Source organism: Micromonospora sp. LOL_025 (assembly GCF_048060285.1).
GTDB lineage: Bacteria > Actinomycetota > Actinomycetes > Mycobacteriales > Micromonosporaceae > Micromonospora.
Genome location: NZ_JBHMIR010000014.1, coordinates 44,325 through 70,693, shown reverse-complemented (window position 1 = coordinate 70,693; position 26,369 = coordinate 44,325). Strand labels below are relative to the sequence as shown.

Here is a 26,369-nt window from a genome sequence, read left to right as displayed (position 1 = left end):
TTGCGTTCACCTTCGTCGATGCCTGCGACGGTAGTTTCATCGACGCCGATCGCTGCTCCTCCGGAGGTTCCCGATGGACCGTCGTACCGTCCTGCGTGCCACCGTCGTCGGCGGCGCCGCCGCCTTCGCCGGCAGTCTCTGGGCCGGCGCCGCCCAAGCCGCCCCTGCTCAGCCGGGTGCCAGCCCGTACGGGCCGCTCGGCGTGGCCGACGCCAACGGCATCCAACTGCCCGCGGGCTTCACCAGCCGGGTGATCGCCCGGTCCCGGCAGACGGTGCCCGGCACGTCGTACACCTGGCACGACGCGCCCGACGGCGGCGCCTGTTTCGTCGCCGGCACCGGATGGATCTACGTCTCGAACTCCGAGATCCTGACCACCGGCGGGGCCTCGGCGGTGCGCTTCAACGCCGACGGCAGCATCGCCTCGGCGTACCGCATCCTGTCGAACACCAACCGCAACTGCGCGGGCGGCGCGACCCCGTGGGGGACCTGGCTCTCCGGCGAGGAGGTCAGCCGGGGGTACGTCTACGAGACGTACCCCGAGGGCGGCCGGGCCGGCGTCCGGCGGGCGGCGATGGGCCGGTTCAACCACGAGGCCGCCGCCTGCGACCCGGACCGCCGGGTGGTCTACCTCACCGAGGACGAGACGAGCGGCTGCTTCTACCGGTTCCGGCCGACCACCTGGGGCGACCTCTCGGCCGGCACGCTGGAGGTGCTGGTCGCCGGGACGGGCACCAGTGGCCCGGTGAGCTGGGCGCGGGTGCCCGACCCCGACGGCTCGCCCACGCTCACCCGCAACCAGGTCTCCGGGGCGAAGAGGTTCAACGGCGGGGAGGGCTGCTGGTACGCCGACGGCACCTGCTGGTTCACCACCAAGGGCGACAACCGGGTGTGGGCCTACGACGCGGTCAACCAGCGCGTCGACCTGGCGTACGACGACTCGCTGGTCTCCGGGACGGCGCCGCTGACCGGGGTGGACAACATCACCGGGGCCCGTTCGGGCGACCTCTACGTCGCCGAGGACGGCGGCAACATGGAGATCAACGTGATCACGCCGGCGGGGGTGGTCGCCCCGTTCCTGCGGATCACCGGCCAGTCCTCGTCGGAGATCTGCGGGCCGGCGTTCTCGCCCGACGGCAGCCGGTTCTACCTCTCGTCGCAGCGCGGCACCTCCGGCTCGTCCTCGGGCGGCATCACCTACGAGGTGCGCGGCCCGTTCCGCTCCTGAGCGGCCCGCCTCCGCAGCCCGCCCGCGCCCCCGCCGGGTCGGTCGCGATCATGCGGCGTGCCGGAGGCGGCGGCGGGGTATGTGGGCGGTCATGAGTCACGAGCAGAGCGACCAGGAACGGGTGGAGTCCCGCGCGCACCTGCTGCCCGAGGAGGCGGCGGTCGGCAGCGACGACCCCCAGGCCCAGGCGGAAGCGATCCTCGCCGAGTCCGACATCCGGGAGGAGGACCGCAACGCCGCCCCCGACACCGTGCTGGAACGACGCACCTCCGATCAGACGGTGACCCCCATCGAGCCCCCCGACTGAGCCACGGCACCCCGGGCCCGTCGCGAGCCCCGGTAGGTGTGCTCCCGCAGCCAGGCGATCGGACCGACCGCCCGCAGCCCCGGCGGCAGGTTGCCGATCGGGTCGAAGGCCAGCGCGGCGTCCTCCCGGGCGCTGAGCTGGGCACCGAGGCCGACCTGGCCGAACGGCCGCCACGGCCCGACGGCGGACGCGACCGCGAGCACCAGGCGCGGCGCGTCCGACCGGGCCGCGGCGGCCACCTCGGCCAGGCTGCGGCCCAGGTCGGGCGACTCCGGGTCGGCCAGCGCGGCCAGGAAGAGCCGCCGCCGGCCCGCGCGCAACGGCATGATCGTGCTGTACGTCCCCGCGAAGCGTCGCCGGGGCAGCGGCAGGTTCCGCAGCAGCGGCGCGGCCCCGCTGGAGCTGACCAGCAGGTCGAACGGCCGGCCACCGTCGCGGTGCAGCCGCACGGCCAGCCCCAGCACGTCCGGCCAGCCGCCCGGCGTGGGCACGCCCTTGGAGAGCCGGACGGTCGCCCGGAAGCGACCCGGGCCGTCCAGCAGCGGCACCCCGGTCGGCGGTCCCGGCGTACCCCAGACGACGACCTCGCCCGCGAACGAGCGGCCTGCGGGGTGCAGCAGGCGGGCCCGGCGCAGCCGGGTCAGGGCGGCGGTCGCGCGGTCGACCGCGACGGCGGCCCGGTCGGTCACGGTGGCGGCAGGCGGCATGCCTCCCCGGTACCCGGCCGCCGGCGGTCGATGCCTCGCCGCGTGCGGCGCGTCCCCTTACCGCGCACCTGATCGGATAGCGTCGTGCCATGCCCGACAGCGGTTACCCCTGGCCCATCGAGACCACCCGACTGGACAACGGCCTGCGCGTGGTGGTGAGTGAGGACCGCACCGCCCCCGCGGTCGCCGTGAACCTCTGGTACGACGTCGGCTCCCGGCACGAGCCCGAGGGGCAGACCGGTTTCGCGCACCTCTTCGAGCACCTGATGTTCGAGGGCTCGGTCAACGTGGCGAAGACCGAGCACATGAAGCTGGTGCAGGGCGCGGGCGGTTCGCTCAACGCCACCACCAACCCGGACCGCACCAACTACTTCGAGACCGTGCCGGCCGAGCACCTGGAACTGGCGCTGTGGCTGGAGGCGGACCGGATGGGCGGCCTGGTCCCCGCGCTGACCCAGGAGACGCTGGACAACCAGCGGGACGTGGTCAAGAACGAGCGGCGCCAGCGCTACGACAACGTGCCCTACGGCGACGCCTGGCTGCGGCTGCTGCCGCTGCTCTACCCGCCCGGGCACCCCTACCACCACGCCACGATCGGGTCGATGGCCGACCTGAACGCCGCCGACCTGGGCACCTTCCAGGCGTTCCACCGGACGTACTACGCGCCGAACAACGCCGTGCTCACCGTCGTGGGCGACGCCTCGGCCGCCGAGGTGTTCGCGCTGGCCGACAAGTACTTCGGCGCGATCCCGCCCCGCGCGGAGATTCCGCCCGCGCCGGACGGCCGGACCGTCCCGGCCACCGGCCGACCCGCCGTGGAGACGGTCACCGCCGAGGTGCCGGCGCCCCGCGTCTACGTCGCGCACCGCACCCATCCCTTCGGCAGCTCCGGCTACGACGTGATGACGGTGCTCGCCACCGTGCTGGGCAGTGGCCGGGGCAGCCGCCTCTACCAACGCCTCGCCGACGGCGAGCGGATCGCCCAGCCCGACCTGGTCGGGGCGTACGGCGTGGACCTGGCGCACGCCCCCGCGCCACTGATCGCCACCGCGACGGCCCGCCCCGGGGTCAGCGCCGAACGGCTGGGCGCCGGGCTGGCCGAGGTGGTCGACGAGCTGACCACCGTCCCGGTCACCACCACCGAGCTGGACCGGGCCAAGTCCCTGCTGAGCACCTCGTGGTGGCGGCAGATGTCCACGGTGGACGGCCGGGCGGACACGCTCGGGCGCTACGCCACCCAGTTCGGCGACCCGGCGAAGGCCGCGGAGCGGCTGCCGGCCTGGCTCGCGGTGACCGCCGAGCAGATCGCCGAGGCCGCCGCCGAGGTGCTCGCCGCCGACGACCGGGTGACCCTGACCTACCTGCCCGAGGAGAAGCCCTGATGACGCTGATCGCCGACCGTCCCGGGCCCGGCGCCGCCCGCCCGTACCGGTTCCCGCAGGTGGTCCGCCGCACCGTGGCGGGTGGTCAGGTGGTCGCCGCGCACCTGCCCGGGCAGAACCTGGCCGTGGCGCTGCTGCTGCTCGACGCGGGCGCCGGCCGCGAGCCGACCGGCAAGGAGGGGCTCGGCGCGGTGCTCGCCAAGGCCCTGGAGGAGGGGACCGCGCAGCGCGACGCGACGGCGTACGCGCTGGCCATCGAAGGGCTCGGCACCGAGCTGGTGATCGGGCTGGACTGGGACTCGTTCCAGGTCAGCGTGCAGGTGCCGGTGGAGCGGCTGAACGCCGCCGTGGAGCTGCTCGCCGAGGCGGTGCGCACCCCGAAGCTGGACCCGGACGACGTCCGGCGGGTCCGCGACGACGAGGCGACCGCGCTGCGGATGGACTGGGCCAACCCCGGCCCGCGGGCCGACGCGGCACTGCGCGCGGACCTGTTCGGCGCCGGGAACCGCTGGGGCCGCCCCCTGTACGGCGACCCGGAGTCGGTGGCGGCGCTGGACGTCGAGGACGTCACGGTCTTCCACTCCGAGTGGTTCATCCGTCCCGGCACGCTGGTCGTCGCCGGCGACCTGGACCGGCTGGACCTGGACGCGCTCGGCGCGGCGGCGTTCGCCGGCACCGGCGGCGGGCCGGTCGACCGGGGCGGCCCGATCGAGGTGCCGACCCGCCCCGGCCGGCGGATCATCCTGGTGGACCGGCCCGGCTCGGTGCAGTCCACGCTGCGGCTGGGCCACCCGTCGCCGCACCGCTCCCACCCCGACCACGTGCCGATGACGCTCGCCGGCACGGTGCTCGGCGGAGCGTTCACCTCCCGGCTCAACCACCTGATCCGCGAGGTGCGCGGCTACACGTACGGCATCCGGGGCGACTTCGCCTCGTCCCGCCGCTTCGGCCGCTTCGGGGTCAGCTCCAGCGTGCAGACGGCGGTCACCGCCCCGGCCGTCGTCGAGGCGGTCGGCGAGATCACCCGTACCCGGGAGACCGGGGTGACCGAGGAGGAGCTGGCGGTCGCGCGCTCCTGGCGGGCCGGGCAGCTCTCGGTCGAGTTGCAGAGCCCTCGGGCGATCGCCTCCGCGCTGACCACCCTGGTCGTGCACGACCTGCCGGACGACTACCACGCCCGGTTGCGCGAGTCGCTGCTCGCCGCCGACGTGGCGGAGGTCTCCGCGGCGGCCGCCACGCACCTGCGCCCGGAGGATCTCACCCTCGTCGTGGAGGGCGACGCCGCGGCGATCCGCGACGAACTCGTCGCCACCGGCCTGGGCGAACTGGTCGAGCACGACTCCTGACCGGCCCGGGGCGGTGTGACATCGGTCGCGCCGCCCCCGCCGGTGCGGGTGGTCCGGTCCGGGGCGGCCGGCGTGGATGCTTCGGCCAGCCGCCCCGCCGGCTGGCGATCCTCCCGTCCCACCGGCCCCTCCGGCGGTGTCGTTCCGTCCCGGTCGCGGCCCGGGTCACCACGGCCGCCGCCGGGCGGGAGCGCCGCCGGCCCCGGTGGGTGGGAAAGCGTTCCCGGTCGGGTCGCCGGGCTGGGTAGCCTCGCGGGCATGAGGATCGGCATTGTGGGGGCCACCGGCCAGGTCGGTGGCGTGATGCGGCAGGTGCTGGCGGAGCGGGAGTTCCCGGCGGAGCAGGTGCGGTTGTTCGCCTCGGCGCGGTCGGCCGGGCGCACCCTGCCCTGGCGGGACGGCGAGGTGACCGTGGAGGACGCCGCCACCGCCGACTACTCCGGGCTCGACATCGTGCTCTTCTCCGCCGGCAAGGGCACCGCGAAGGAACTCGCGCCCCGGGTCGCCGCCGCCGGCGCCGTCGTCATCGACAACTCCTCGGCGTTCCGCATGGACCCGGAGGTGCCGCTGGTCGTCGCCGAGGTCAACCCGCACGCCGCCGCCGTACGCCCCAAGGGGATCATCGCCAACCCGAACTGCACGACGATGGCCGCGATGCCCGTGCTGCGCCCGCTGCACGCCGAGGCGGAGCTGGTCAGCCTGGTCGTCTCGACGTACCAGGCGGTCTCCGGCGCCGGCCTGGCCGGCGTCGCCGAACTCGACGAGCAGGTCCGCAAGGTCGCCGAGCACGCCGCCGGCCTCGCCTTCGACGGCGCGGCCGTGGAGTTCCCGGCCCCCCGCTCGTTCGCCCGGCCGATCGCGTTCAACGTGCTCCCGCTCGCCGGCTCGATCGTCGACGACGGCAGCTTCGAGACCGACGAGGAGCAGAAGCTGCGCAACGAGAGCCGCCGCATCCTGGAGATCCCCGGGCTGCGCGTCTCCGGCACGTGCGTGCGGGTGCCCGTGTTCACCGGCCACTCGCTCCAGATCAACGCCCGCTTCGCCCGCCCGATCAGCCCGCAGCGGGCCCGCGAGCTGCTCGACGGCGCCGCCGGCGTGGCGCTCGCCGAGGTGCCGACCCCGTTGCAGGCCGCCGGCCAGGACCCGACCTACGTCGGGCGGATCCGCGCCGACGAGACCGTCGAGCACGGCCTCGCCCTGTTCTGCTCCAACGACAACCTGCGCAAGGGCGCCGCGCTCAACGCGGTGCAGCTCGCCGAGCTGGTCGCCGCCGAGCGCCGCTGACCGTCGCGCCTCTCCCGGGCCCCCGCCGGCTGCGGCGGGGGCCCGCCGCGTCCGCCGGTGCGGCCCGCCCCGTCGGCGCACGGCAGGCGCGGGCGCGGGCGGGGCGTCCGCCGTGGTTCGATGGGTACGCCGTGACCGGTCGAGCGGGAGGTTGCCGTGGCGGACGACGAGACCCAGCGGGCGTTGACGGAGCTGATCGCCGGCCACCGGCTGGGGGTGCTGGCCACGCTCAAGCGGGACGGGCGCCCACAGCTCTCCACCGTCATCTACGCCTTCGACAGCACGTCGGCCCTGATCCGCGTCTCGGTGACCGACGGCCGGGCCAAGACCGCCAACCTGCGCCGGGACCCGCGCGCCTCCTTCCACGTCGGCAGCGACGACGGCTGGGCGTACGCGGTCGCGGAGGGGCGCGCCGACCTGACCCCGGTGGCCGCCGACCCGGACGACGCGACCGTGGCGGAGCTGGTCGACCTCTACCGGGCGATCCAGGGTGAGCATCCGGACTGGGCCGACTACCGGCGGGCGATGGTCGCCGAGGGACGCCTCGTGCTCCGGCTGCACGTCGAGCGCCTCTACGGCCTCCCGCCGCGCGCCTGACCCGGGCCGGGGTCGCTCGCGTTACCCCGTGCGGTCGGCGGGTAGACGGCGGTGCCGACACCGAGAGGGGAGCACCATGACAACGGTCGGAGAGTTCATGACGACCCGGTTGGTGACGATGGACGGCAACGACACACTGATCGCCGCGGCGCAGGAGATGCGCGACAGCGCCATCGGCGACGTGGTGGTGACCGACGGCGACGACGTCATCGGCATCGTGACGGACCGGGACATCACGGTCCGGGGCGTTGCCGAGAACATGGACCCTAACTCGACCCCGCTCAACCGGATCACCAGCAAGGACGTGATCACGGTGAGCCAGTACGACGACGCGGTCGCGGCCGCCGACCTGATGCGGACGTACGCCGTACGCCGGCTGCCGGTCATCGACGACGGGCGGCTGGTCGGCCTGGTCTCGATGGGTGACCTCGCCGTGGAGCGGGAACCGCAGTCGGTGCTCGCCGACATCAGCGCCGACGAACCGAACAACTGACCGTCCGCCGCGGCGCGCCGGCTCCCCGAGGCGGGAGCCGGCGTCGCGTCCGCACCGTGGACGTGGCGCCGTCGCCCCGGCGTGGTGGACCGCCGGTCCTATGATCTCGCCGTGTCTGTAGAGCCCCCCACACCAGGCCGGAACCAGCCGAGCGGATGGCCGCCCCCGCACCGATCCACGATGACGGCGCCGGCCGGGGCGCCGCCTACCGGTTCCGGACCCATGGCGGGAGCCTGGTCGGCCGGCAAATCGATCACGACGACGATGCTGGTGGTGCTGCTCGGTCTGGTCGTGATCGCGCTGAACACCGCCGTCGCGTACGTGGCGGTGGGCGCGACGGTCGTCCCGATCATCACCGGCCTGCTGTTCTGCCTGGTCTTCGTGTTCGCCGTACGTCTGCTGCACCGGGCCGCGTGGCTGGCCTTCCTCGCGGTGGTTCCGGCCCTGTTCGTCCTCGTGGGATCGGTGCAGCTCGCCCCGGAGGCGGTGCTGGAGGCGCGCGGCGTCCGCCAGGAGGTGACCATCGTCGACGTGCAGGTCGCCGGGAAGCGGCACGAGTTCACGCTGCGGGGCGCCGACGGGCGCCTCGACGAGCCGCTGGTCCACCAGGGCAGCAACCCCGGCCTCCAGGTCGGCGACAGGATCGCGGTGCTCACCGATCCGGACGGGGTGGTCGACCTCGAGGTCGCCGACCGGGTCGACTCCGGCGGCATGCTGGCGGCACTGCTCCTCGGCGGTGTCGGCTGGACCGTCATCGCGCTGCTCGCCGGGTGGCGCGGCCACGTCCGCCGGTGGAAGGGCCGCTACGACATCCTGGTCATCTAAGGCGTGTCCGTCGTTTGGGGCTGGCCGCGTCGAGGTCACGGTGTGGCGGTGATCGGAGACAGCGGGCTCCGGCACGGTACCGCTTAGGCACCTGCGTCCGGCGGAGAAGTGGGGATCTCCTCGATCTGGGACACTCCGCTGGCGGCGTGGGCGCCGTGGCGCTGCCAGGTCTCGTGCAGCAGGACGCGCCCGCCGGGCAGGATCTCGGGGGTGCTGTGACACTCGCCGACGATGATCCGCCCGTCGTCCAGCACCATGCAGTACGCGAAGTCGAGCGAGCCGTCAGGCTGGCAACGGCCGACCAGGGTTCCCCGGCGTGCGTGGCCTCCGGTGAATTCACCCCAGAGCAGGTCGCCATCCTGGTGGTATGTCGCGACGCGGCTGTGCTCCCCACTGCCGTCGGCGACTGGACGGAACCGGCGGCCGTCATAGTCGATCGAGAGAACTTTCGCGTCGGATGCGGGCATTCCTGCTCCTTGTGCGGAATCGAGTCGATGGTGTGGACCGGCGGGTTGAGCACGCCGGACGGTGGCTCGTGGGCCGGGCAGCGAGTCGGCAACCCGGTGGCCGAGGGGCGCTCGGCCGAGCGCCCCTCGGCGTCAGTCGAGTAGGACGACGCTGCGCAGCACGTCGCCGCGGCGCATACGCTCGAACGCCACCTCGACGTCGTCCATGCCGATCCGCTCGGTGACGAACAGGTCGAGCGGCAGCCGGCCCTGCAGGTGCAGGTCGACCAGCATCGGCATGTCCCTGGAGGGCAGGCAGTCGCCGTACCAGGAGGTCTTGTAGGTGCCGCCGTGCAGGAACAGGTCCAGCAGCGGCATGTCCAGTCGCATCGACGAATCGGGCCGGGCCACCAGCACGAAGGTGCCGCCGACGGAGCGTGCGTGGAAGGCCTGGCGCCACGTCTCGGGAAACCCGGCCGCGTCAATGGTCACGTCGGCGCCGAGCCCGCCGGTGAGCTGTCGGACGGTGCCGACCACGTCGGAATCGCGGCTGGCGTCGACGACATGCGTGGCGCCCAGTTGGGTGGCCATCGGCAGCTTTCGTGGATCGATGTCGACAGCGACGATGGTCGTCGCCCCGGCCAGTCGTGCGCCGGCCACGGCCGCGCAGCCCACCCCTCCGCAGCCGATCACCGCGACGGTGTCGCCGGGACCGACGCCCCCGGTGCGCATCGTCGCCCCGAGCCCGGACATCACACCGCAGCCGAGCAGGCAGGCGACGGCCGGGTCCACGGCCTTGTCGACGAGGGTGCACTGGCCGGCGTGCACCAGGGTGAGCCGGGCGAAGGCGCCGATACCCAATGCCGCCCCGAGCGGCTCCCCGGTGGTCAGCGTCATCGGTTGACTGGCGGTGAGCTCGTGCAGGCACGCCTCCGGTGTACCGCGCCGGCAGGGGCGACAGCGTCCGCAGACCGCCCGCCAGTTGAGGACGACGAGGTCGCCCGGAGCCACGTTCGTCACGTTGTCCCCCACCTGCTCGACGATCCCGGCCGCCTCGTGCCCCAACAGGTAGGGGTACCCGGAGCCGATGACGCCGTCGCGGTAGTGCAGGTCGGTGTGGCAGACCCCGCAAGCCAGCACTCGTACGGTCGCCTCGCCCGGTCCCGGGTCCGGGACCACGATGTCGCGGGTCCGCACCGGCTGGCCCGGGCCGAGCGACACCACGGCCTCGACTGTCTGCGCCATGTACACGTCGTCCTTGTCTGTCTGATGCTTGTGGTGGGATGGCCGGTGGACGGGCCGGGTCAGTCGGCGAAATCCACCTCGATCAGGTTCGCGAAGCGGACCATCGTGGCGAAGGCGTCCTCCTCCGAGGTTCCGGTGACGCCGAGAAACCCCAGGATCGTGTTGCCGTGCGGCGGGCGCTTGATGACGTCCCCCGGTCGTGCGGTGATCTTCAGGTCGAACGTCCGTTCCGAATCGCTGACCTCGGTCGGCACGCGCACGCCGGCGACGGTGCCGGCCGCGCAGATCAGACACATCGACGCGGTGTGCCTACCCGTGGGCTGGAAGTGCCGCACCCGGGGCCGGACGCCGCAGGCGATGTCGACGGCCGCAGCGATCGGGTCGTGGTCGGCGGTCAGCCGGGCGATCATGTCCAGCCCGCCGCCGCCCACCCGCGCGGCGATCTCCAGGAGGTGCGGCCTGCCGTCGTGGAACCGCACCTCCGCATGCCCCACGCCGCGCCGCAGCCCCTGTGCCCGCATCCCGGCCGCGACCACCTCGTGCACCGCTGTCAGGTCCTGCGGGCTCAGCGAAGTCGGCGCGTGGTGAACGTCGTCGTCGAAGGTCTCACCCTCCACGGTGATCCGGTCGACCACCGAGCCCAGGTACACCTCGTCGTCCCAGACGACGACCTCCATCAGGTGCTCCGAGCCGTCCAGGAACGACTCCACGAGCAGGCCGCTCGGCCCGAGGTCCACCCCCTCCGGCTCGGACCGCGCCCAGAACATGTTCCGGCTGCCCTCCTGCGCCTGCGCGTACCGTTCGGCCAACTCCGTCGGGGAACCGACCTTGAACACGAAGTTGCTGCCGGCGCCGTGCGTGGGCTTGACGATGACCGGATAACCGAACTCCTCCGCAGCGGCCTGCGCCTCGGCCAGGGTGCCGGTCAGCCGGAACCGCGGAGAGGGCGCGCCGACCCGCTGGTACGCCTGCCGCATCAGGTACTTGTTGCGGCAGTTGACCGCGGTCTCGACTCCGATGCCGGGCAGGCCGAGGGCCTCGGCCACGGCCGCCACGGTGATGACCGAGGACTCTGAGAACGTCAACACGCCGTCGAAGTTCTCAGCCTGGTGCCACTGCTTGGCGGCGGCGATGATCTCATCGACGTGGCGGGAGCCCACCACCTGGTAGCGCTCGACGGGCCAGAAGTCCGGCTCACCTTCACCGTTGAGCACGTACAGGGTCGCGCCCAAGGCCTCCACCTGCGCGTAGCGCGACAGGTAGTACCCCAGATACTGGCTGGTCTCGATGGCAAGCAACTTCATCCGGTTCTCCTACGATGCTCGTGCGGCGGCGGGACCCGCGGCCTCGGCGGCGCTGACGGCGACGGGGCCTGACTGGCCGAACGTGGCCGGCAGCATCGGCAACCGGAACATCGTTACCTTGTCCACCGCCCCGTCGTCGACCCGCAGCCGTACCCCCGCACCGGCCAGCGTGTCGGTGACGTCGATCAGGATGGGCGCGGCGTACGCGAGCAGGATCTGCGCCTGGGCCAGCACGTCGGCCACGGTGTCCGGGTCGATCCGGTGACGCGCCAGTCGGTCCAGCTGGGTGGCGATCGTGTCGGCGATCGCACTCGGGCTGAACCGTTCGTCGTCGTAGTGCCGGCGCAGCCGACCGGCCATCGCCTGGGTTCGATCGCGCCCAGCCCCGCTCACGGGCAGCACTGTCCCGTCCGGGACGCTCAGCTCCGCCAGCGCCGCGGCCAGCCGGTTCCAGGGCTGCACCAGCCGGGTGTCCACCACGATCTGGAGATCGGCCTCGGTGAAGTTGGTGCGCTGGAACTCCGGGGCGGTAAGGGTCAGGTAGAACCGCGCCAGGTCGCGGGGCACGCGGTCGAGCAGGTCGGTGGCGGAGATCAGGTGGCCGCGGCTGGTGGAGAATTTCGAGCGATCCAGCTCGTAGAACTCGTTCGTCACGGTCACCGTCGGGGTGGCGTACCGCTGCGGGTGCGACAGCAGCATGGCCAGGTCGAGCATTCCCCAGTGGAAGACGTTGTCGTACCCGTGGAAGTAGACGACCGTGGGATGGTTGTCGGCGAGCCAGAACTGGTCGGTGCGCTCGGCCGGCCGGCCGAGCTTCCCGGCCGACCACCACGTGCTGTAGATGATCGCCGGCATCGCCTCGATCCACGGGTACAACCGTTGCCCGGGGGTCTCCGGGAACGGCGCCGGTAGCCCCCAGTCGCCGGGCACGGTGACCGGCACGTCCGGCAGCGGGCCGGCCATCAGTTCCGTGATCAGGTCACGGGCGTTTGGCCGCCACCGCGGCGTGTGTCGGGCGTAGTGGTCGGCGAGTTGGTCGCGCAGCCGCTCCAGCGGCAGCACGAGGATCTCCACCTCGCGGTACTCGATGTCGTCCGTGGGGTCGAGCGGGTAGTACGGGTCGAGCAGTTCGTCGAAGTTGTTCGGGTGTCCACACGCCTCGCAGGCGCCGCCCGAGCTCTGCGCGAGGCAGGTCGGACAGCTGCCGGAGATCAGCGCGTCGTAGAGGCAGACCCCGGCCTTTCGGGCGAACGGAAACCGGACGGTACGCAGCTCGAAGACGCCCGCCTCGTGCTGGGCGGTGACGAAGTCGAGCACGGTGCGCCGGTAGGTCTCGTCGACCGGCGGCAGCCCGACCAGGGTGGCACCCAGGACGCTGAACGCCTGTGCGATCTGGGCGGTGGAGTGACGCACCAGGTCCGCCGGGGCCACCCCCAGATTCGCCGCGCGGGTCGCGACGTAGGACTGGCTGTCGTCGGTGCAGGTGGTGTGGATGACGGACCGGCCCCGCGCGTGCTGGTACCGGGCGTAGACGTCGGCAGCCAGGTACGGCCCCGCCAGGTGCCCGACGTGCAGGCCCCCGTTGGAGGTGGGGGTGGCCGGGACCACGATCACCGGAGATGCGTCCAGGCTCACGAGGCGGCCCGGTGGTGCTCGACGAACCGGTCCGCGAGCTCCTGGTCCCACCAGACGGCGTACATCTGGAACGGCTCCTCGCCGCGGTTGACCACCTGGTGCCGCTCGTGCGGCGGGAAGTGCACGATGTCCCCCGCGACGAACGGCGTGGTGCCGGCGTCGGTGACGAGTTCCGCCTGGCCCGTCATCGCGATCCAGATCTCGTACTCGTGGTGACCGTGCGCCCCGGACTCGGCCCCGGGCGGCACCACACACCAGGAGCCCTCGAACGGGGCGTTCAACGCCGCCCAGGGCATCAGCCGCTGAGCCTGCAGCCCGTTGTCGGGCTTGAGGCCCTCGCGGTCGAGCTTGCGGATCTTCATGTTCAGTCGTCCCTTCCCTCGATGTACGTGCCATCGGCCGTTCCCGTGGCGGCCGGCGCCTGTCCGCCGGGACGGCGGGCGAGCAGGTCGGTCACCAGCTCGCCGGCCCGGACCGCCAGCACGCTGATCAGCGAGTCCGCGATGCCATGGGTCTCCTGGTTGACGCCCTGCAGATAGCAGCCGGCGGTCACCGAGGCCGGCGTCACCATGCGGTAGTTGCGGTCGACCTTGATCTCCTGCACACCCGCGGCGACGGCGGTCTGCCTGATCAGCGCCGGCTTGTCCTGCTGGAAGCCGGTGCCCAGGAGCACCAGATCGGTGCGCAGCTCTTCGGTCGTCGCCCGCAGCCGGTCGTGCACGGTCAGCACGACCTCGTCGCCTTCCATCCGGGCGTCGAACACGTCGGTGAGCGTGTGCATGACGATCCGCCCGCTACCGGTCAGCCGGTCCTGGTACATCTGGCGGTACAACATGTCGAGCATGCCGGGGGCCAGCCCGGCGTAGTTCGTCCGGTGCATCTCCTGCAACAACTGTGCCCGGTTCTCGGCGGAGCTGGCGTGGAACCGGTCGACGAACGACGGGTAGTACAGCTCGTTGGTGAAGGCGCTGCTCTCGTAGCCGCGGAGCCCGGCCGACCTCATCAGCATCCGGCACTCGGCGGCCGGAAAGCGCTGGTACATCGTCCACAGCATCTCGGCGGCGCTCTGCGCCCCGCCGACGATCACGACCCGGCGTACCGCCTCCGGGGTAAGCTGGGCTATCCGGCTGGTGAACTCGGTGCTGTGGACCACCCGGTCGCCGGGCAGACTCCTGAACGCGGCGGGAATCTCGGGAGCCCGGCCGACCCCGATCACGAGGTTCTCGCAGCGCACCACCTCGCCGGTGTCGAACTGGACCCGCCAGCGATCCGAGACCCCGTCATCCCGCGACGACACCGGAGTGATCTCGGTGACCGATCGCCCGTACTCCACCTGCACCCGCTCCAGCGACTTGGCCACCCACTGCAGGTACGCGGAGACCTCGAGCCGGAACGGCAACGCCGAGCCCAGGTTGATGAAGTCGTCCAGCCGGCCCGTCGAGTGCAGGTAGTTGACGAAGGAATACTGGCTGCGCGGGTTGCGTAGCGTCACGAGATCCTTGAGGAAGCCGACCTGGCTCTGGGTCCACGGCAGCAGCATCCCGCGCTGCCAGGCGATGTCGCTGTGCTGCTCCACCAGCAGGGTTCCGCCGGCCACGTCGGGAGCCATCTCCTCCATGGCCACGGCAAAGGCGAGGTTGGCAGGGCCGGCTCCTACCGCGACCACTGACATGCGTCTTTCCATACTGCCCCTCATCTCGACGCCTGATCGCCCAGCTCCCGGCCGACCGGCACCGGGGGCGTGGGCACTTGGAGTGCTTGTCCGCCGGCCGCCGCGCACACTGTCGCGGCGGCCAGCCGGCTCGATGCCAGAACACTTTTCGCGGCGCTGCCTGCGCCACCGGTGAAGCTGAACACCCCCGGGATGTCGTCGACCGCGCGCAGCCGCAGCCCGCCCTCGTCGGCGAAGCAGTCCACGCCAGCGGCGGACCACTGCGGCGACGGCAGCCGTCCGTCGAGGCCGAGGACGGCGCGGGCGACCTCCGAGACCCGGTCGACGTACACCGGATCGGGGCGGTCGTCCCCCGGAACCGCCCCCCATGCCGAGGTGGCGACACCGAGCAGGACGGACCCTGCCGCGTGGGACCGGCCGTACAGGGTGGACACGTCGTCGACGAAACAACCGAGGTGGGGGCGCGCCAGCGCGTACACGCCGTATTGAATTCGTCGGGTGCGCAGCGGGACGGGCACCAGTGCGCCGGTCCACGCCCCGGCCGCGACCACCACCACGTCGTGCTGCCGAGCGATGTCGCCCACCGTCACGGTCGGCCCGGCTCCGATCGACGTGACCGCCTCGTGATGGAGCCGAACGCCCGATCGGGCAGCCCGGGTGACGGCATGGCGACGCAGCGCGTCCGTGTTGATGTGCCCCGCATGCCGCTCGACGACCGCGAATGTGCCCTCCGGTCGGGGGGCGAGGCCGAGGGCCCGTGCCACCTGCCCGGCTGGCGCCAGCCGGGCGGAGCCGCCGAGCGTGTCGTCCAACACGGCGAGCTGGCGGTCCGGGTTGATCCCCGGGCGCAGGAAGTAGTAAGCTGACGACTGCTGGTAACCGGCCGCGTCGGCCAACGCGGGGTCACGGCGAAGCTCGGCGAGGCTGTCCGCCGCCAGGCGGCACTGGTCGAGGTCCGTCTCGAAGCCGCGGACCAAGCCGCCGGAAACGGCGGTGGCATCCCGGCCGGGCGTGGCTGTGCCGATGTACAGCTCGACATGTCGCCCCCCGAGCTGCTCGGCGAGCCGCAGCGCGAGCAGAGAGCCGGCAAGGCCGGCGCCAACGACGGCGACCGGATTTCCCACCGGATCAGGGCCGGTGGGCACGCGGGCTGAACCGCGTACGCCGTGCGGGCCGCTGGTTGAGCCCACGCATGATCACCCCATCGGGGAAGGAAGTTCGTCGTAGCAGTTGGTGATTGCAGACGATAGGGCTCAGGCGATGCTGCGACAAGATCTCGAGCAGCGGGGGTGGATGGGTTGTGGGGTGGCCGCGATTGCCCTGATCGCGGCCACCTCCATCGAACAGGCCGATCCGGCTGACGTATGGACAGTCAAGTGCCGCCCAAGGTCTGTCAGACCTCGGCGGGAGATCGCTCGCCCTCCGCTGTGGAGTTGTCACCGAACATGCGCTTGTCCGGGCTCGGCTGGATGGCCACCACGAGAACGGAGAGGGCCGTGAGTATCGACGACGCGACAATGGTCGCGGTGTAGCTGTGCTGCAGGTCGGCGAGCATCGCCCCGAACTGGCTGGTCGCCGCCACCGACAGCATGTGGACCGCCCAGAGCACTCCGAGCGCGGTGCCCTGTACCCCGGGCGGCAGGACGCGCGTCACCCAGACCGTCGTGGCGACCACGGTGGCCAGGTAGGTCACGCCGAAGATCGCGCCGAAGGCGATGACCGACGCCGGGGAGTCGACGAACAGCAGCTGGACCATGGCGACACCGCGCAACACGTAGGCGCCGACCAGCGTGACCCGCGTCCAGCCGAGGTCGCACAGCCGGCCGGCGACCAGCGAGCCGACGACCTCCAACGCGCCCAGCACCGCCACCGCCGAGGCGCCGACCGAATCGGAGATGCCGTGGTCGTGGAGATGGGGAAAGAAGTGGACGTCGATGAAGGCCATCGTGGTCCCACAGCCGATGAAGGCCAGCACCAGAGCGCGCGTCTGCGGATGGCGGAACGTCGTGGTCGTGGCGCTCCACAGCGACACCTTCGACGTCGCCTCGGCCGGCTGCCGGGTGCCGGACAGGCGTACCAGCGCCAGTGACAGCGGCAGCAGGAGGACGAGGAAGATCACGCCGATGGCGAACAGCACCTGGTTCCAGGACATGCTGTTGTCCAGGTGTGCCCACAGGGGCACCAGCACCATGAAGCCCACCGCCGCGCCGTTGGTCAGCAGCGCGTAGAACAACCCACTGTTGCGTCCCTGGAACAGTTGGCCGGCCAGCACGCCCAGCGGCACGAAGGAGAGCATCGTGACCGCGACGGCGCCGACCACGCCGTAGGTGAGGACGAACACCCACAATTCGGAGGCCGTGGCGCTGAGCATCAGCACGATGCCGTTCAGGGCGGTGCCGATCGCCAGCACCGGGATCGCGCCGATACGGTCGGCGAGGTGCCCGATCACCGACGATGTCACCGCGGAAACCACCGCGAACAGGGTGGTCGCGATCGCCAGGCTGCCCCGGTCGACGTCGAAACCGTCCGCGATGTTCAGGAAGAAGACCTGGACTGTGCTCTTCAGGGAGGAGCCGGCAAGGGATATCAGGAAGCTGACAGCCGCGGCGAAGGCTACGAAAGCCATGCCCATCCTGGCGGTCCTGGTCATTCGGGAGCCTCTGCTTCGGAGAGTGCCGACGGGAACGCGATCACGAAGCATCCTGGCATGACCGTCAATCCCCAGGCGCAGGGCTTGGCGCACGGGCCGGATGGCACCGAGAACCCGCTGGTGGAGAAGTCGCCCGAGCGGTCGCGGGCATCGTGGTGACAGCCCGCAGCTCGTGCTCGTGTCGCGCCGCATCGGGTGGGCTGTGTCGGGGGTCGGCCCGCCCCGGACCCGGCTGGTGCTGGCCGGCAATGCCACGCCAGCCGGGGCCAATCGGGGCTCCCTGCGTTCCCGCGGGGATTCCGGCGTGCATCCGCAGCAGGACCGACGCGCCGGACCGGAGTCGACTCACCCCATCCGGGCGAGGTTGGCCCGGCACCGGACGGGGACCCCCTGCTCGGGACATTGACCGACGGGGGGAGGAGAGGACCCGATGGTGGACGCGACGACGAGGTTCTTCGAGGACCTCGACCGGCGGGGGTACGACCCCCTGCTGGCGAAGTCCTCCGGGACCCTGCGCCTGGACCTGCACGAGGGGGCGCACACCACGCACTGGCTGCTGCGGATCGACCACGGCCGGCTCCAGGTGAGCCGGGAGGACCAGGAGGCCGACACGGTGGTCGGGACCAGCCCCGAGCTCTTCGAGGACCTCGCCGCCGGCCGCGAGCACGGGGTGGCGGCGCTGCTGCGGGGGGACATGACGGTGAGCGGGGACCTCCGACTGGTGGTGCAGATGGAGCGGCTCTTCCCCGGCCATCCGGACGCCCGTGGGCCACGGAGGCATTTCGAGGGCCATGAGGAGGTGCGGTGATGGCGCAGAGCAACACGATCCGGATCCTGGACGGCAGCACCTTCGTGGTCTCGGAGGACACCGGCGACATCGAGGCGACACCGAGCGAGCCGACCGGGTTCTTCTCCCTGGACACCCGCTACCTGTCGACCTGGGTGCTGACGGTCAACGGGGACCGGCTCAACCCGCTCTCGTACGACGACCTCCAGTACTACGAGGCCCGGTTCTTCCTGGTGCCGGGGATGGCGACGCACTACATCGACGCGAAACTGTCGATCATCCGGGAGCGGGCGGTGGGGGGCAGCTTCCGGGAGACGCTCACCATCCTCAACCACGACGAGAAGCCGGTCGACCTGGAGATCAGGATGGAGGCGGCGTCCGACTTCGCCGACCTGTTCCAGGTCAAGGACGAGATCCTCAACAAGAAGGGCGAGATCTACACGGAGGTCGAGCCCGACCGGCTGCGCCTGGGCTACCGGCGTGGCAACTTCATCCGGGAGACGTTGATCTCCGGGTCCCCGGCCCCGCGCTACGACCCCAAGGGCTTCGCCTACTCGATCCACCTCCAGCCCAACGAGCAGTGGCAGGCCGAGATCGACGTCAAGACGACGGCGCTCTCCCCGGGCGGGCGGGACCTGCGGATGGGACTGCGGGCGCACACCACCGAGCGGCTCGCCCTCCAGCACGACCTCGAGGAGTGGATCGCCAGGGCTCCCAAGGTCAACAGCCAGCACGACCGGGTCGCCTCGACGTACCGGCGCAGCCTGATCGACCTGGCCGCGCTGCGCTTCTCGCCGCTCTCCCTCGGCGGGGCGTCGTTGCCGGCCGCCGGCCTGCCCTGGTTCATGACCATGTTCGGGCGGGACAGCATCCTGACCTGCCTGCAGACGCTGCCGTTCACGCCGGACCTGTCGAAGACCACGCTGCGGATCCTGGCCTCGCTACAGGGCACCCGGTTCGACGACTTCCGCGACGAGGACCCGGGCCGGATCCTGCACGAGATGCGGTACGGCGAGACCGCCGCCTTCGAGGAACAGCCGCACTCGCCCTACTACGGGTCGGTGGACGCGACCCCGCTGTTCCTGGTGCTGCTCGACGAGTACGAGAAGTGGAGCGGGGACGTCGAGCTGGTCATGGAGCTGGAGCGGGAGTGCCGGGCCGCGCTGAAGTGGATCGACGACTACGCCGACCTGGTCGGCAGCGGCTACATCTGGTACGAGCGGCGCAACACCGACACCGGCCTGGAGAACCAGTGCTGGAAGGACTCCTGGGACTCCATCTCCTACCGGGACGGCAAGCTGCCGCCGTTCCCCCGGGCCACCTGCGAGGTGCAGGGGTACGCGTACGACGCGAAGCTGCGGGCCGCCCGCCTGGCGCGCGAGTTCTGGGGCGACCCGGACTTCGCCGACCGGCTGGAGCGGGAGGCGGCGGCGCTGAAGGAGCGGTTCAACCGGGACTTCTGGGTGGAGGACGGCCAGTACTACGCCCTGGCCCTGGACCCGGACGGCCGCCAGTGCGACGTGCTGAGCTCCAACATCGGACACCTGCTCTGGAGCGGCATCGTCGATCACGACCGGGCCGAGAAGATCGCCGAGCACCTGGTCGGGCCCCGGCTCTTCACCGGCTGGGGGGTGCGGACGCTGGCCGAGGGGGAGGTCCGCTACAACCCGATCGGCTACCACAACGGCACGATCTGGCCGTTCGACAACTCCTTCATCGCCTGGGGCCTGCGCCGGTACGGCTTCGCCGAGGAGGCGGCGGTCATCGCCAGCGGTATCCTCGACGCGGCCACCTACTTCGAGGGCCGGCTGCCGGAGGCGTTCGGGGGCTACCCCCGCGAGCTGACCAAGTTCCCGGTGGAGTACCCGACCGCGTGCAGCCCGCAGGCCTGGTCGACCGGCACGCCGCTGCTGCTGCTGCGGACGATGCTCGGCCTGGAGCCGCACGAGGGGCACCTCGCGGTGGAGCCCCGGCTGCCGATCGGGATGGGGCGGATCGAGGTGCTGGACATCCCGGGCAGGTGGGGCCGCGTCGACGCGTTCGCGCGGGGCCGCCTCGACATGCACCGGCTCACGGACTAGCTGTACTGCGAGGGGGCCGGTGGCGACCGGGCGGACCGGGGCCGCCGGCCTCCCGCGACCGGGGCCGGCCCGCACGGGCGGGTGGGAGCACGGCCGGACACGGTGGCCCGGCGGGTCGGCATGGGGTTCAGGCGGGCAGGGTAAGTTCGCGCCATGCCGGAACTCGTGTACCCGCCCGTGATCGCCGCCGCCAAGACGATGTTCCGGGTCCTGGACCTGAAGATCACCATTGAGGGCGCCCACCACGTGCCGCGTACGGGCGGGGCGGTGTTGGCCAGCAACCACGTCAGCTACCTCGACTTCATCTTCTGCGGGCTGGGCGCGAACCCCGCGAAGCGGCTGGTGCGGTTCATGGCCAAGAAGTCCGTCTTCACGCACAAGGTGTCCGGCCCGCTGATGCGGGGCATGCGGCACATCCCGGTGGACCGGCGGGCGGGCGCCGGGTCGTACGCGACGGCGGTCAGCGCGCTGAAGCGCGGTGAGGTGGTCGGCGTCTTCCCGGAGGCGACGATCAGCCGGTCCTTCACGGTCAAGTCACTCAAGAGCGGGACGACCCGGATGGCGGCCGAGGCCGGTGTGCCGGTGCTGCCGGTCGCAATCTGGGGCACCCAGCGGCTCTGGACCAAGGGCCGACCGCGCACCCTGACCCGCCGGCACACCCCGATCACGATCCTGGTCGGCGAGCCGATGGACCCGGCGGCCTATCCGGACGCCAACGCGATGACCGTCGACCTGAAGGAGCGGCTGACCGCGCTGGTCGACCGGGCCCAGCGGGAGTACCCTGACGCCCCCGCCGGCCCCGACGACACCTGGTGGCTCCCGAAGCACCTGGGCGGCACCGCGCCCACGCTGGAGGAGGCCGCCGACCTGGAGGTCCGCCGCCGGGCCGCCGCGGTCGACCCCGACGCCTGACCGGCGTTCCCCGATCGACCCGACGCCCGACGGAGGTTCCCGGCCGGCGGGCACCGGGATGGCCGGATCGTTCCGCAGCGGGGCGGGATGGTGCCTGCCGCGCCGGCGCGTACCCGGCGAGGATTCAACCCATGAGCAGAGCAGCACTCGTCGTCATCGACGTCCAGGAGTCCTTCCGCCGCCGCCCCAGCTGGGCGTACGCCTCCATCCCCGGCATCGTCGGCCAGGTGGACCGGCTCGTCGCCGCCGCCCGGGGGCGCGGCGACCTGGTCGTCTGGGTCCTGCACGCCGAGCCGGGCACCGGCGGGGTCTTCGACCCGGCCAACGGGCACGTCCGCCTGATCGAGGGGCTGTCGCCCGCCCCGGGGGAGCCCACGCTGGTGAAGACGTCGCACAACGCCTTCACCACCACCAACCTCCAGCAGCTGCTGACGACGGCGGGCGTCGGCGAGATCACCGTCTGCGGCATCCGCACCGAACAGTGCGTCGAGACCACCGCCCGGGTCGGCTGCGACCTCGGCTACGAGGTGACCTTCGTGACGGACGCGACGGTGACCTTCCCGACCCCGCACCGGGACCTGCCGGCCACGGCCACGCAGGAGGAGCTCCTGGCCGACCCGCGTACCCTGTCGAACGAGGAGATGACCGCCCGCACCGAGTACGCCCTCGCCGGCCGGTTCGCCACTATCCGCACCGTGGCCGAGGTGACCGGCGCGGTTCAGGCCGGCGCGCGGGCCTGAGCCGATGCCCCGGGTCGTCTTCCTGCTCGTCCCGCAGCTGCACCTGCTGGACCTCGCCGGCCCGGCCCAGGTGTTCTCCACCGCCGCCGACCTCGGCTACGACTACCGGCTGCACTACGTCGCCGACCGGGAGGTCGTGCCGACCGTGCAGGGCGTACCGCTGGTGGCCGGGCTCCGGTGGCCCGAGCTGACCCGCGACGACCTGGTGGTCGTGCCCGGATGGCGGCTGCGCGCGCACGGACCGCAGGGGCCGGTCGGGCCGGACGACCTGCGGCGGCTGGCCGACCACCACGCCGGCGGCGGCACCGTCGCCAGCGTCTGCGCCGGCGCGTACGCCCTCGGCCGGGCCGGCCTGCTCGACGGCCGCCGCTGCACCACCCACCACGACGTGCAGGACGAACTGGCCAGCCGGTTCCCGGCTGCGCGGGTGGTCCGCGACGTGCTCTACGTGGTCGACGAGCGGGTGGTCACCTCCGCCGGCATCGCCAGCGGCATCGACGTGGCGCTGCACCTGGTGGCCACCCGGCACGGGCCGGCGGTGGCGGCCCGGATCGCCCGCACCCTCGTCCTGCACTCCCGGCGCAACGGTCACGAGCCGCAGGCCGGCGCCATGCTGCGGCACCGGTCCCACCTCTCCGACGCCGTGCACCGGGTGCAGGACCTGATCGACCGCCGGTTCGCCGAGCCGCTGCCGCTGGCCGACCTCGCCTCCGTCGGCGGGGTGGCCGAGCGGACGCTGACCCGACTGTTCCGGCAGGCCACCGGGCTGACCCCGCTCGGCTACCAGCAGCTGCTGCGGGTGGAACGCGCCGAGCACCTCATCGGGCACGGCGCCACCGTGGAGGGGGCCGCCCGTACGGTCGGCTTCACCGATGCCCGGATGCTGCGCCGGCTGCGGGCCCGTGCCACCCACGGTCGGAGCGTCCCGGCCGGTAGTAGTCGTCCCGGGAGTGGAACTCGACCGGCAGCGACCCGGGCAGGGTGATCCGGGCCTCGCCGGCGCCCGGCCCGGCCCCGGCCCGCACCGCCAGCACGTCCCGCTCGGGCGGCGACAGGTCCACCAGCTCGGGGTGGGCCAGCCGGAACCCGGCCACCGCCCGGCGCACCCGGCGGGTCAGCTCGATGACCTCCCCGGCGGGGCCGGTGAGGCCGAGGGCCGGCTGCTGGATGGTGCGCAGCGCGTCGCAGACCACCAGCAGGCGGGCGTGCTCCGCGGGCCCCGCCGCCAGCAGTTCCAGGCGGGACGGCCACTGCCAGCGGATCTGACCGCTGACCAGACCCGGCAGCCGGACGCCCCGGCGGTGCCGCGCGCCGTCACCGGCCCCGTCGACCAGGGCGAGCTGCGGCCCGCCGCCCACGTACGCGATCCGCCGGTCGGTGACGGTCACCGCCACCGGCTCGGGCAGCGTCCACCGCCGCCATGCCTCCGTCGGGCCGAGCAGGTGCCCCGACGCGTGCAGCCGGTGCCGGGCGAGCACCCGCTCACCGGCCTCGACGACCAACTCGTGCCGCCGGTCCAGCGCCGGGGCCACGTCGTCGTCCGCGTCGAAGCGGTGCGGGGCGATGAAGAAGGGGGACGCGTCATCGTGCATCGTCATGACCTCCGGTGCCGACGGCATCTCACTACGAGCGTCGCCGACCCCCGGCCGGCTGTCATGACGCCCGTTAGGGGGTCGGCCGGTCGTAGGAAGCCTGTGACCGATAGATGCCGATCTCCTCCGGCCGGACTAGGCCGTCCTCGATCGCCCGGGCGAGCAGCGCCGCCTTGGTGGCGGCCGGTCGCCCCGCTCGGGTGTACTTGATCCGCGCCCGGTCGACGTACTGCTTGACGGTGTGCTCGCTGATCCGCATCCGACGGGCCACCGAGGCCTTCGACATCGACTGGAACCACAGCAGCAGCGCCTCACGTTCCTTGTCGGACAGGGCGGGCCGGTCCGGGCGGGGGTCACCCACGATCGCCCCGGCGAGCGCCGGCGGCACGTACGGGCGGTCGCTGGCGGCGGCCAGCACGGTGGCCACGCAGTGTTCCCGCCCCTCGTGCTTGGCCAGGAACGCGACCGCCCCGGCGTCCAGGGCGGCGAGGATCGTCTGCGGGTCGGTGTGCTCCGAGTAGACCACCACCCGCCGACCGGCCGCGCTCAGCTCGGCGAGCTTGTCGAGGGCCATCCGTCCGTGCAGCCGCAGGTCGAGCAGGACCACGTCGGCGTCGGGGGCGGCCCGCAGCACGGCGTCCGGGTCGTCGCCGGTCGCCAGCACCGTCAGCCGCGGCTCGGCGGCCAGCCAGACGCGGACCCCCTCGATGACGACCGGGTGGTCGTCCACGATCGCCACGCCGACCGGCCCACCGCCGGTCACCCCCGCCACCGCGTCTGCGCCCATCTGATCTCCCCGTCCCGCTCGTAGAGGTACTCCACCCGCCCGTCGTCGCCCGGCGGTCCGGCGGTGTCGGGACCGGGCCGGTCAGGCGTGACCAGGCTGACCACCACCTCGTCGGGCCCGGCGACCACGGTCAGCCGGGCCCAGCCCCGGGCGTCGGCCAGGAGCGCGGTGAGCGGGTCGGCCAGCCGGCGGCGCACCTGCACCGGCAGGGGCGGCGGGTCGCCGATCGTCACCAGGTCGATCGGCAGCCCGTTGCGGTCCGCCAGGTCGGCGGCGGCCCGCAGCTCGTGCAACAGCGGGTCGGGCACGTCGTCGGACTCGGCGATGAGCCGGCGCAGCCGGGCGGCGGCCAGCACCGCCCGCCGCTGCACGTCCGGGTCGGCCGGGTCCGCCCGCCCCTCGGCCAGCTCCGCGAGCACCTCCTCGGCGGCGCCGCTGACCAGCGTCAGGCGGGCACGCCGTTCCCTCCGGGCCCGTTCGGCGGCGTCCCGTTCGGCCTCCGCCGCGTGGGCGGCCGCCGCCGCGCCGGCCCGCTGCCGGGCCAGCCGCGCGATCGCCGTGCCGCCCACGAAGACCGCCACCTGAAGGGTCGACGTGGCGTAGACGGACATGGCGTACCGGGCCAGGTCGGCGGGGGCGGTCGCGCCGTGGCCGAGCACCCCGGCCAGCGCGATCAGCGCGTGTGCGCCCAGCGTCGCGATCAGCCCGTAGGTCCGCCGCCCCCACAGGACCATGACGAAGAACCAGCCGAGGGTGCCCCACACCCAGTTCGCGGCGGTGAAGAGCTGCCGCTCACCGGCCGCCGCGAACACCACCGCGTCGACCACCAGCAGCAGCGCGGCCAGCGGCCAGGCCGGCAGGCGCGCGCCGCGCAGCAGCCGGAGGCCGGCCAGCACCCCGACCGCCGCCGCGAGCAGCCAGCCGGCGAGGACCACCGTCGGCGCGGCCAGCTCCGCCCACGCGCCCAGCACCGCGGGCAGCGCGATCGCCGTGTGCCAGGCCAGCGCGATGACCACCGCCACGACCCGGGCGCCGCCGTCGGAGGCGGCGGCCACCGCCGCCGCCGGATCCACCGGGGAGCCGCCTCCGTCCGGCGTACGCGCCGCCGGCACCGCCGTGGCCGGAGCCGTCGTCGTGTCAGTCGACATCGGACCACTCCAGCCGGATCCGGGTACCGGCGCCGGGGCGCGAGTGGATCTCGGCGCGCCCCCCGACGGAGGACATCCGGCCGCGTACCGACTCGCGTAGCCCGTACCGGTGCGCGGGAACGGCCGCCGGGTCGAAACCCGGACCGTCGTCGGCGAGCTCGACCACGACGGTGTCGGCGACCCGGCTCAGCCGCAGCGCGACGGACGCGCCCGGCGCGTGCCGGAGCACGTTGGACAGCGCCGCGTACGTGCTCTCCGCGAGCGCCTCCGCGACCGGGGCCGGCACGACGCACGGCGCCAGCTCGGTGGTGACCGGCAGTTCGGGCAGCCGGGCGCGCACCGCCCGCAGCCGCCCGTCCAGCGGCACCGGCCCCGCCTCGGGCGCGGACCGCGCGTCGGCCAGCGCGGTGAGGGTACGCAGCTCGGCGGCGCACCGTTCGCGCAGCGCGGCGGACGGGCCGGCGACCGCGCCCAGCCCGACCATCGTCAGGGTGGCCAGCACCGTGTCGTGCAGATCCCGGTTCTGCCGCCGCTCCGCGTCCCGCGCGGTCCGGGCGACCAGCGCCTCCCGGGTGAGCCGCTGGTGCGCCACGAAGGCGTCGTCAGCCCGACCGATCCGCCGCCGCATGATGGCGGTGATCAGGGCGCCGCAGGCCGTCTGCACCAGCAGCGTCACCGCGTGCGCGGCGGCCTCGTCGGGCTGGCCGGCGGCGTGCGCGCCGGTCGCGTAGGCCGCCGTCACCAACAGTCCCGCCGGAACCGACCAACCGATGGGGGCGTTGGCCTGCGCGTTGAGGACCGTGGTGCTGGCCAGCACCGCGATCCAGCTCACCTCGCCGGGCAGCACCTCCGGGGCGACCAGCGCCGGCATCGCGAGGCAGGCGGCAGCGGTCAGCGCCACGTCGCCGAGCACCATCGGGCGGCCGATGCCGTGGCGCAGCGCGCGGAACGCGTACCAGACCGACCAGGCGGTCAGGGCCGCGACGGCCGGGACCAGCAGCGCCGGCTCGACGGGCGGGGTACGCACCGACAGGGCGACCACCGCGCCGACCAGGCCGCAGGCCAGGCGCAGCAGCGCCGGCAGGCGGGTGAAGATCAGAGTGAACGCGCCGCCGGCCGGAGTGTCCAGCGTGGTCGGCGACGTGGTCGGGGCGGCAACGGCCGGCATCGGGAAAGAGGGTCCTTCTGCGACAACGACCCG

At 72.9% G+C, this 26,369-nt stretch carries 26 protein-coding genes; 13 read left to right on the top strand and 13 right to left on the bottom strand.

Going from position 1 to position 26,369, the window contains the following annotated elements:
• Positions 1-73: 73 nt before the first annotated feature.
• Both ACFHW0_RS18575 and ACFHW0_RS18570 read left to right on the top strand, forming a co-directional pair.
• Positions 74-1,228 (top strand): alkaline phosphatase PhoX, encoded by a 1,155-nt coding sequence (locus ACFHW0_RS18575; protein WP_416609273.1) that lies wholly within the window; start codon positions 74-76, stop codon positions 1,226-1,228.
• Between the two features lie 91 nt (positions 1,229-1,319).
• Entirely contained in the window at positions 1,320-1,535 is a 216-nt protein-coding gene (locus tag ACFHW0_RS18570) for a hypothetical protein (RefSeq protein ID WP_121400099.1), read from the top strand.
• On the opposite strand, the gene ACFHW0_RS18565 is transcribed toward ACFHW0_RS18570, so the two are convergent.
• Positions 1,502-2,242 (bottom strand): phosphodiesterase, encoded by a 741-nt coding sequence (locus ACFHW0_RS18565; protein ID WP_416609271.1) that lies wholly within the window; start codon positions 2,240-2,242, stop codon positions 1,502-1,504. The two genes, ACFHW0_RS18570 and ACFHW0_RS18565, sit on opposite strands and share 34 nt — an antisense overlap.
• Before the next feature lie 89 nt (positions 2,243-2,331).
• Between ACFHW0_RS18565 and ACFHW0_RS18560 the strand changes: the two genes are divergently transcribed.
• The 6 genes from ACFHW0_RS18560 to ACFHW0_RS18535 all read left to right on the top strand — a co-directional run bounded on the left by ACFHW0_RS18560 (position 2,332) and on the right by ACFHW0_RS18535 (position 8,169).
• Positions 2,332-3,624, top strand: coding sequence for a M16 family metallopeptidase (locus ACFHW0_RS18560; protein WP_416609269.1), 1,293 nt, complete (start codon positions 2,332-2,334; stop codon positions 3,622-3,624).
• Positions 3,624-4,970 carry a M16 family metallopeptidase gene (locus tag ACFHW0_RS18555; RefSeq protein WP_416609267.1) on the top strand — a complete coding sequence of 449 codons (1,347 nt, stop codon included), beginning with the start codon at positions 3,624-3,626 and terminating at the stop codon, positions 4,968-4,970. Before ACFHW0_RS18560 ends, ACFHW0_RS18555 begins: the two co-directional genes overlap by 1 nt.
• Before the next feature lie 258 nt (positions 4,971-5,228).
• Positions 5,229-6,254 (top strand): aspartate-semialdehyde dehydrogenase, encoded by a 1,026-nt coding sequence (locus ACFHW0_RS18550; RefSeq protein WP_416609265.1) that lies wholly within the window; start codon positions 5,229-5,231, stop codon positions 6,252-6,254.
• Between the two features lie 156 nt (positions 6,255-6,410).
• Positions 6,411-6,851: a PPOX class F420-dependent oxidoreductase gene (locus ACFHW0_RS18545; RefSeq protein WP_416609263.1), complete on the top strand. Its 441-nt coding sequence runs from the start codon at positions 6,411-6,413 to the stop codon at positions 6,849-6,851.
• Positions 6,852-6,927: 76 nt separating this feature from the next.
• Positions 6,928-7,344, top strand: coding sequence for a CBS domain-containing protein (locus ACFHW0_RS18540; RefSeq protein WP_132239381.1), 417 nt, complete (start codon positions 6,928-6,930; stop codon positions 7,342-7,344).
• 222 nt (positions 7,345-7,566) lie between these two features.
• Positions 7,567-8,169 carry a hypothetical protein gene (locus tag ACFHW0_RS18535; RefSeq protein ID WP_416609261.1) on the top strand — a complete coding sequence of 201 codons (603 nt, stop codon included), beginning with the start codon at positions 7,567-7,569 and terminating at the stop codon, positions 8,167-8,169.
• Positions 8,170-8,252: 83 nt separating this feature from the next.
• Here ACFHW0_RS18535 and ACFHW0_RS18530 read toward each other — a convergent pair whose 3' ends face one another.
• The 8 genes from ACFHW0_RS18530 to ACFHW0_RS18495 all read right to left on the bottom strand — a co-directional run bounded on the left by ACFHW0_RS18530 (position 8,253) and on the right by ACFHW0_RS18495 (position 17,121).
• Complete coding sequence (locus ACFHW0_RS18530) at positions 8,253-8,636, bottom strand: hypothetical protein (RefSeq protein WP_416609259.1); 384 nt, start codon at positions 8,634-8,636, stop codon at positions 8,253-8,255.
• 132 nt (positions 8,637-8,768) lie between these two features.
• The gene (locus tag ACFHW0_RS18525; protein ID WP_416609257.1) at positions 8,769-9,860 is read right to left on the bottom strand and encodes an S-(hydroxymethyl)mycothiol dehydrogenase; all 1,092 of its coding nucleotides are present in this window, start codon (positions 9,858-9,860) and stop codon (positions 8,769-8,771) included.
• A 59-nt stretch (positions 9,861-9,919) separates the two neighbouring features.
• The gene (locus ACFHW0_RS18520; RefSeq protein ID WP_416609255.1) at positions 9,920-11,164 is read right to left on the bottom strand and encodes an ATP-grasp domain-containing protein; all 1,245 of its coding nucleotides are present in this window, start codon (positions 11,162-11,164) and stop codon (positions 9,920-9,922) included.
• 9 nt (positions 11,165-11,173) lie between these two features.
• A complete protein-coding gene (locus ACFHW0_RS18515; RefSeq protein WP_416609253.1) occupies positions 11,174-12,799 on the bottom strand; it encodes a class I tRNA ligase family protein in 1,626 nt (541 codons plus the stop codon).
• The gene (locus ACFHW0_RS18510) at positions 12,796-13,161 is read right to left on the bottom strand and encodes a cupin domain-containing protein (protein ID WP_416609251.1); all 366 of its coding nucleotides are present in this window, start codon (positions 13,159-13,161) and stop codon (positions 12,796-12,798) included. The genes ACFHW0_RS18515 and ACFHW0_RS18510 overlap by 4 nt, the downstream gene beginning before the upstream one ends.
• 2 nt (positions 13,162-13,163) lie before the next feature.
• Positions 13,164-14,471 carry a SidA/IucD/PvdA family monooxygenase gene (locus tag ACFHW0_RS18505; RefSeq protein WP_416609249.1) on the bottom strand — a complete coding sequence of 436 codons (1,308 nt, stop codon included), beginning with the start codon at positions 14,469-14,471 and terminating at the stop codon, positions 13,164-13,166.
• A 20-nt stretch (positions 14,472-14,491) separates the two neighbouring features.
• Entirely contained in the window at positions 14,492-15,595 is a 1,104-nt protein-coding gene (locus tag ACFHW0_RS18500; protein ID WP_416609247.1) for an FAD-dependent oxidoreductase, read from the bottom strand.
• 269 nt (positions 15,596-15,864) lie between these two features.
• Positions 15,865-17,121, bottom strand: coding sequence for an MFS transporter (locus tag ACFHW0_RS18495; protein WP_416609245.1), 1,257 nt, complete (start codon positions 17,119-17,121; stop codon positions 15,865-15,867).
• 430 nt (positions 17,122-17,551) lie between these two features.
• On the opposite strand from ACFHW0_RS18495, the gene ACFHW0_RS18490 reads away from it, so the two are divergent.
• The 5 genes from ACFHW0_RS18490 to ACFHW0_RS18470 all read left to right on the top strand — a co-directional run bounded on the left by ACFHW0_RS18490 (position 17,552) and on the right by ACFHW0_RS18470 (position 22,626).
• Complete coding sequence (locus ACFHW0_RS18490) at positions 17,552-17,929, top strand: SCP2 sterol-binding domain-containing protein (RefSeq protein WP_416609243.1); 378 nt, start codon at positions 17,552-17,554, stop codon at positions 17,927-17,929.
• Positions 17,929-19,989, top strand: a complete 2,061-nt coding sequence (locus ACFHW0_RS18485) for a glycogen debranching N-terminal domain-containing protein (RefSeq protein ID WP_416609241.1) — start codon at positions 17,929-17,931, stop codon at positions 19,987-19,989. The genes ACFHW0_RS18490 and ACFHW0_RS18485 overlap by 1 nt, the downstream gene beginning before the upstream one ends.
• A gap of 153 nt (positions 19,990-20,142) precedes the next feature.
• Positions 20,143-20,901, top strand: coding sequence for a lysophospholipid acyltransferase family protein (locus ACFHW0_RS18480; protein ID WP_416609239.1), 759 nt, complete (start codon positions 20,143-20,145; stop codon positions 20,899-20,901).
• 131 nt (positions 20,902-21,032) lie between these two features.
• Positions 21,033-21,641, top strand: a complete 609-nt coding sequence (locus ACFHW0_RS18475) for an isochorismatase family protein (RefSeq protein WP_416609237.1) — start codon at positions 21,033-21,035, stop codon at positions 21,639-21,641.
• Positions 21,642-21,645: 4 nt separating this feature from the next.
• Complete coding sequence (locus tag ACFHW0_RS18470) at positions 21,646-22,626, top strand: GlxA family transcriptional regulator (RefSeq protein ID WP_416609235.1); 981 nt, start codon at positions 21,646-21,648, stop codon at positions 22,624-22,626.
• Here ACFHW0_RS18470 and ACFHW0_RS18465 read toward each other — a convergent pair.
• From ACFHW0_RS18465 to ACFHW0_RS18450, 4 genes are all read right to left on the bottom strand, one after another.
• The gene (locus ACFHW0_RS18465; protein WP_416609234.1) at positions 22,508-23,233 is read right to left on the bottom strand and encodes a hypothetical protein; all 726 of its coding nucleotides are present in this window, start codon (positions 23,231-23,233) and stop codon (positions 22,508-22,510) included. The genes ACFHW0_RS18470 and ACFHW0_RS18465 overlap by 119 nt on opposite strands.
• 73 nt (positions 23,234-23,306) lie before the next feature.
• A complete protein-coding gene (locus ACFHW0_RS18460; RefSeq protein ID WP_416609232.1) occupies positions 23,307-24,020 on the bottom strand; it encodes a response regulator in 714 nt (237 codons plus the stop codon).
• Positions 23,993-25,168, bottom strand: coding sequence for a hypothetical protein (locus ACFHW0_RS18455; RefSeq protein ID WP_416609230.1), 1,176 nt, complete (start codon positions 25,166-25,168; stop codon positions 23,993-23,995). The genes ACFHW0_RS18460 and ACFHW0_RS18455 overlap by 28 nt, the downstream gene beginning before the upstream one ends.
• Complete coding sequence (locus ACFHW0_RS18450; protein WP_416609228.1) at positions 25,158-26,336, bottom strand: sensor histidine kinase; 1,179 nt, start codon at positions 26,334-26,336, stop codon at positions 25,158-25,160. The genes ACFHW0_RS18455 and ACFHW0_RS18450 overlap by 11 nt, the downstream gene beginning before the upstream one ends.
• Between the last annotated feature and the right edge of the window lie 33 nt (positions 26,337-26,369).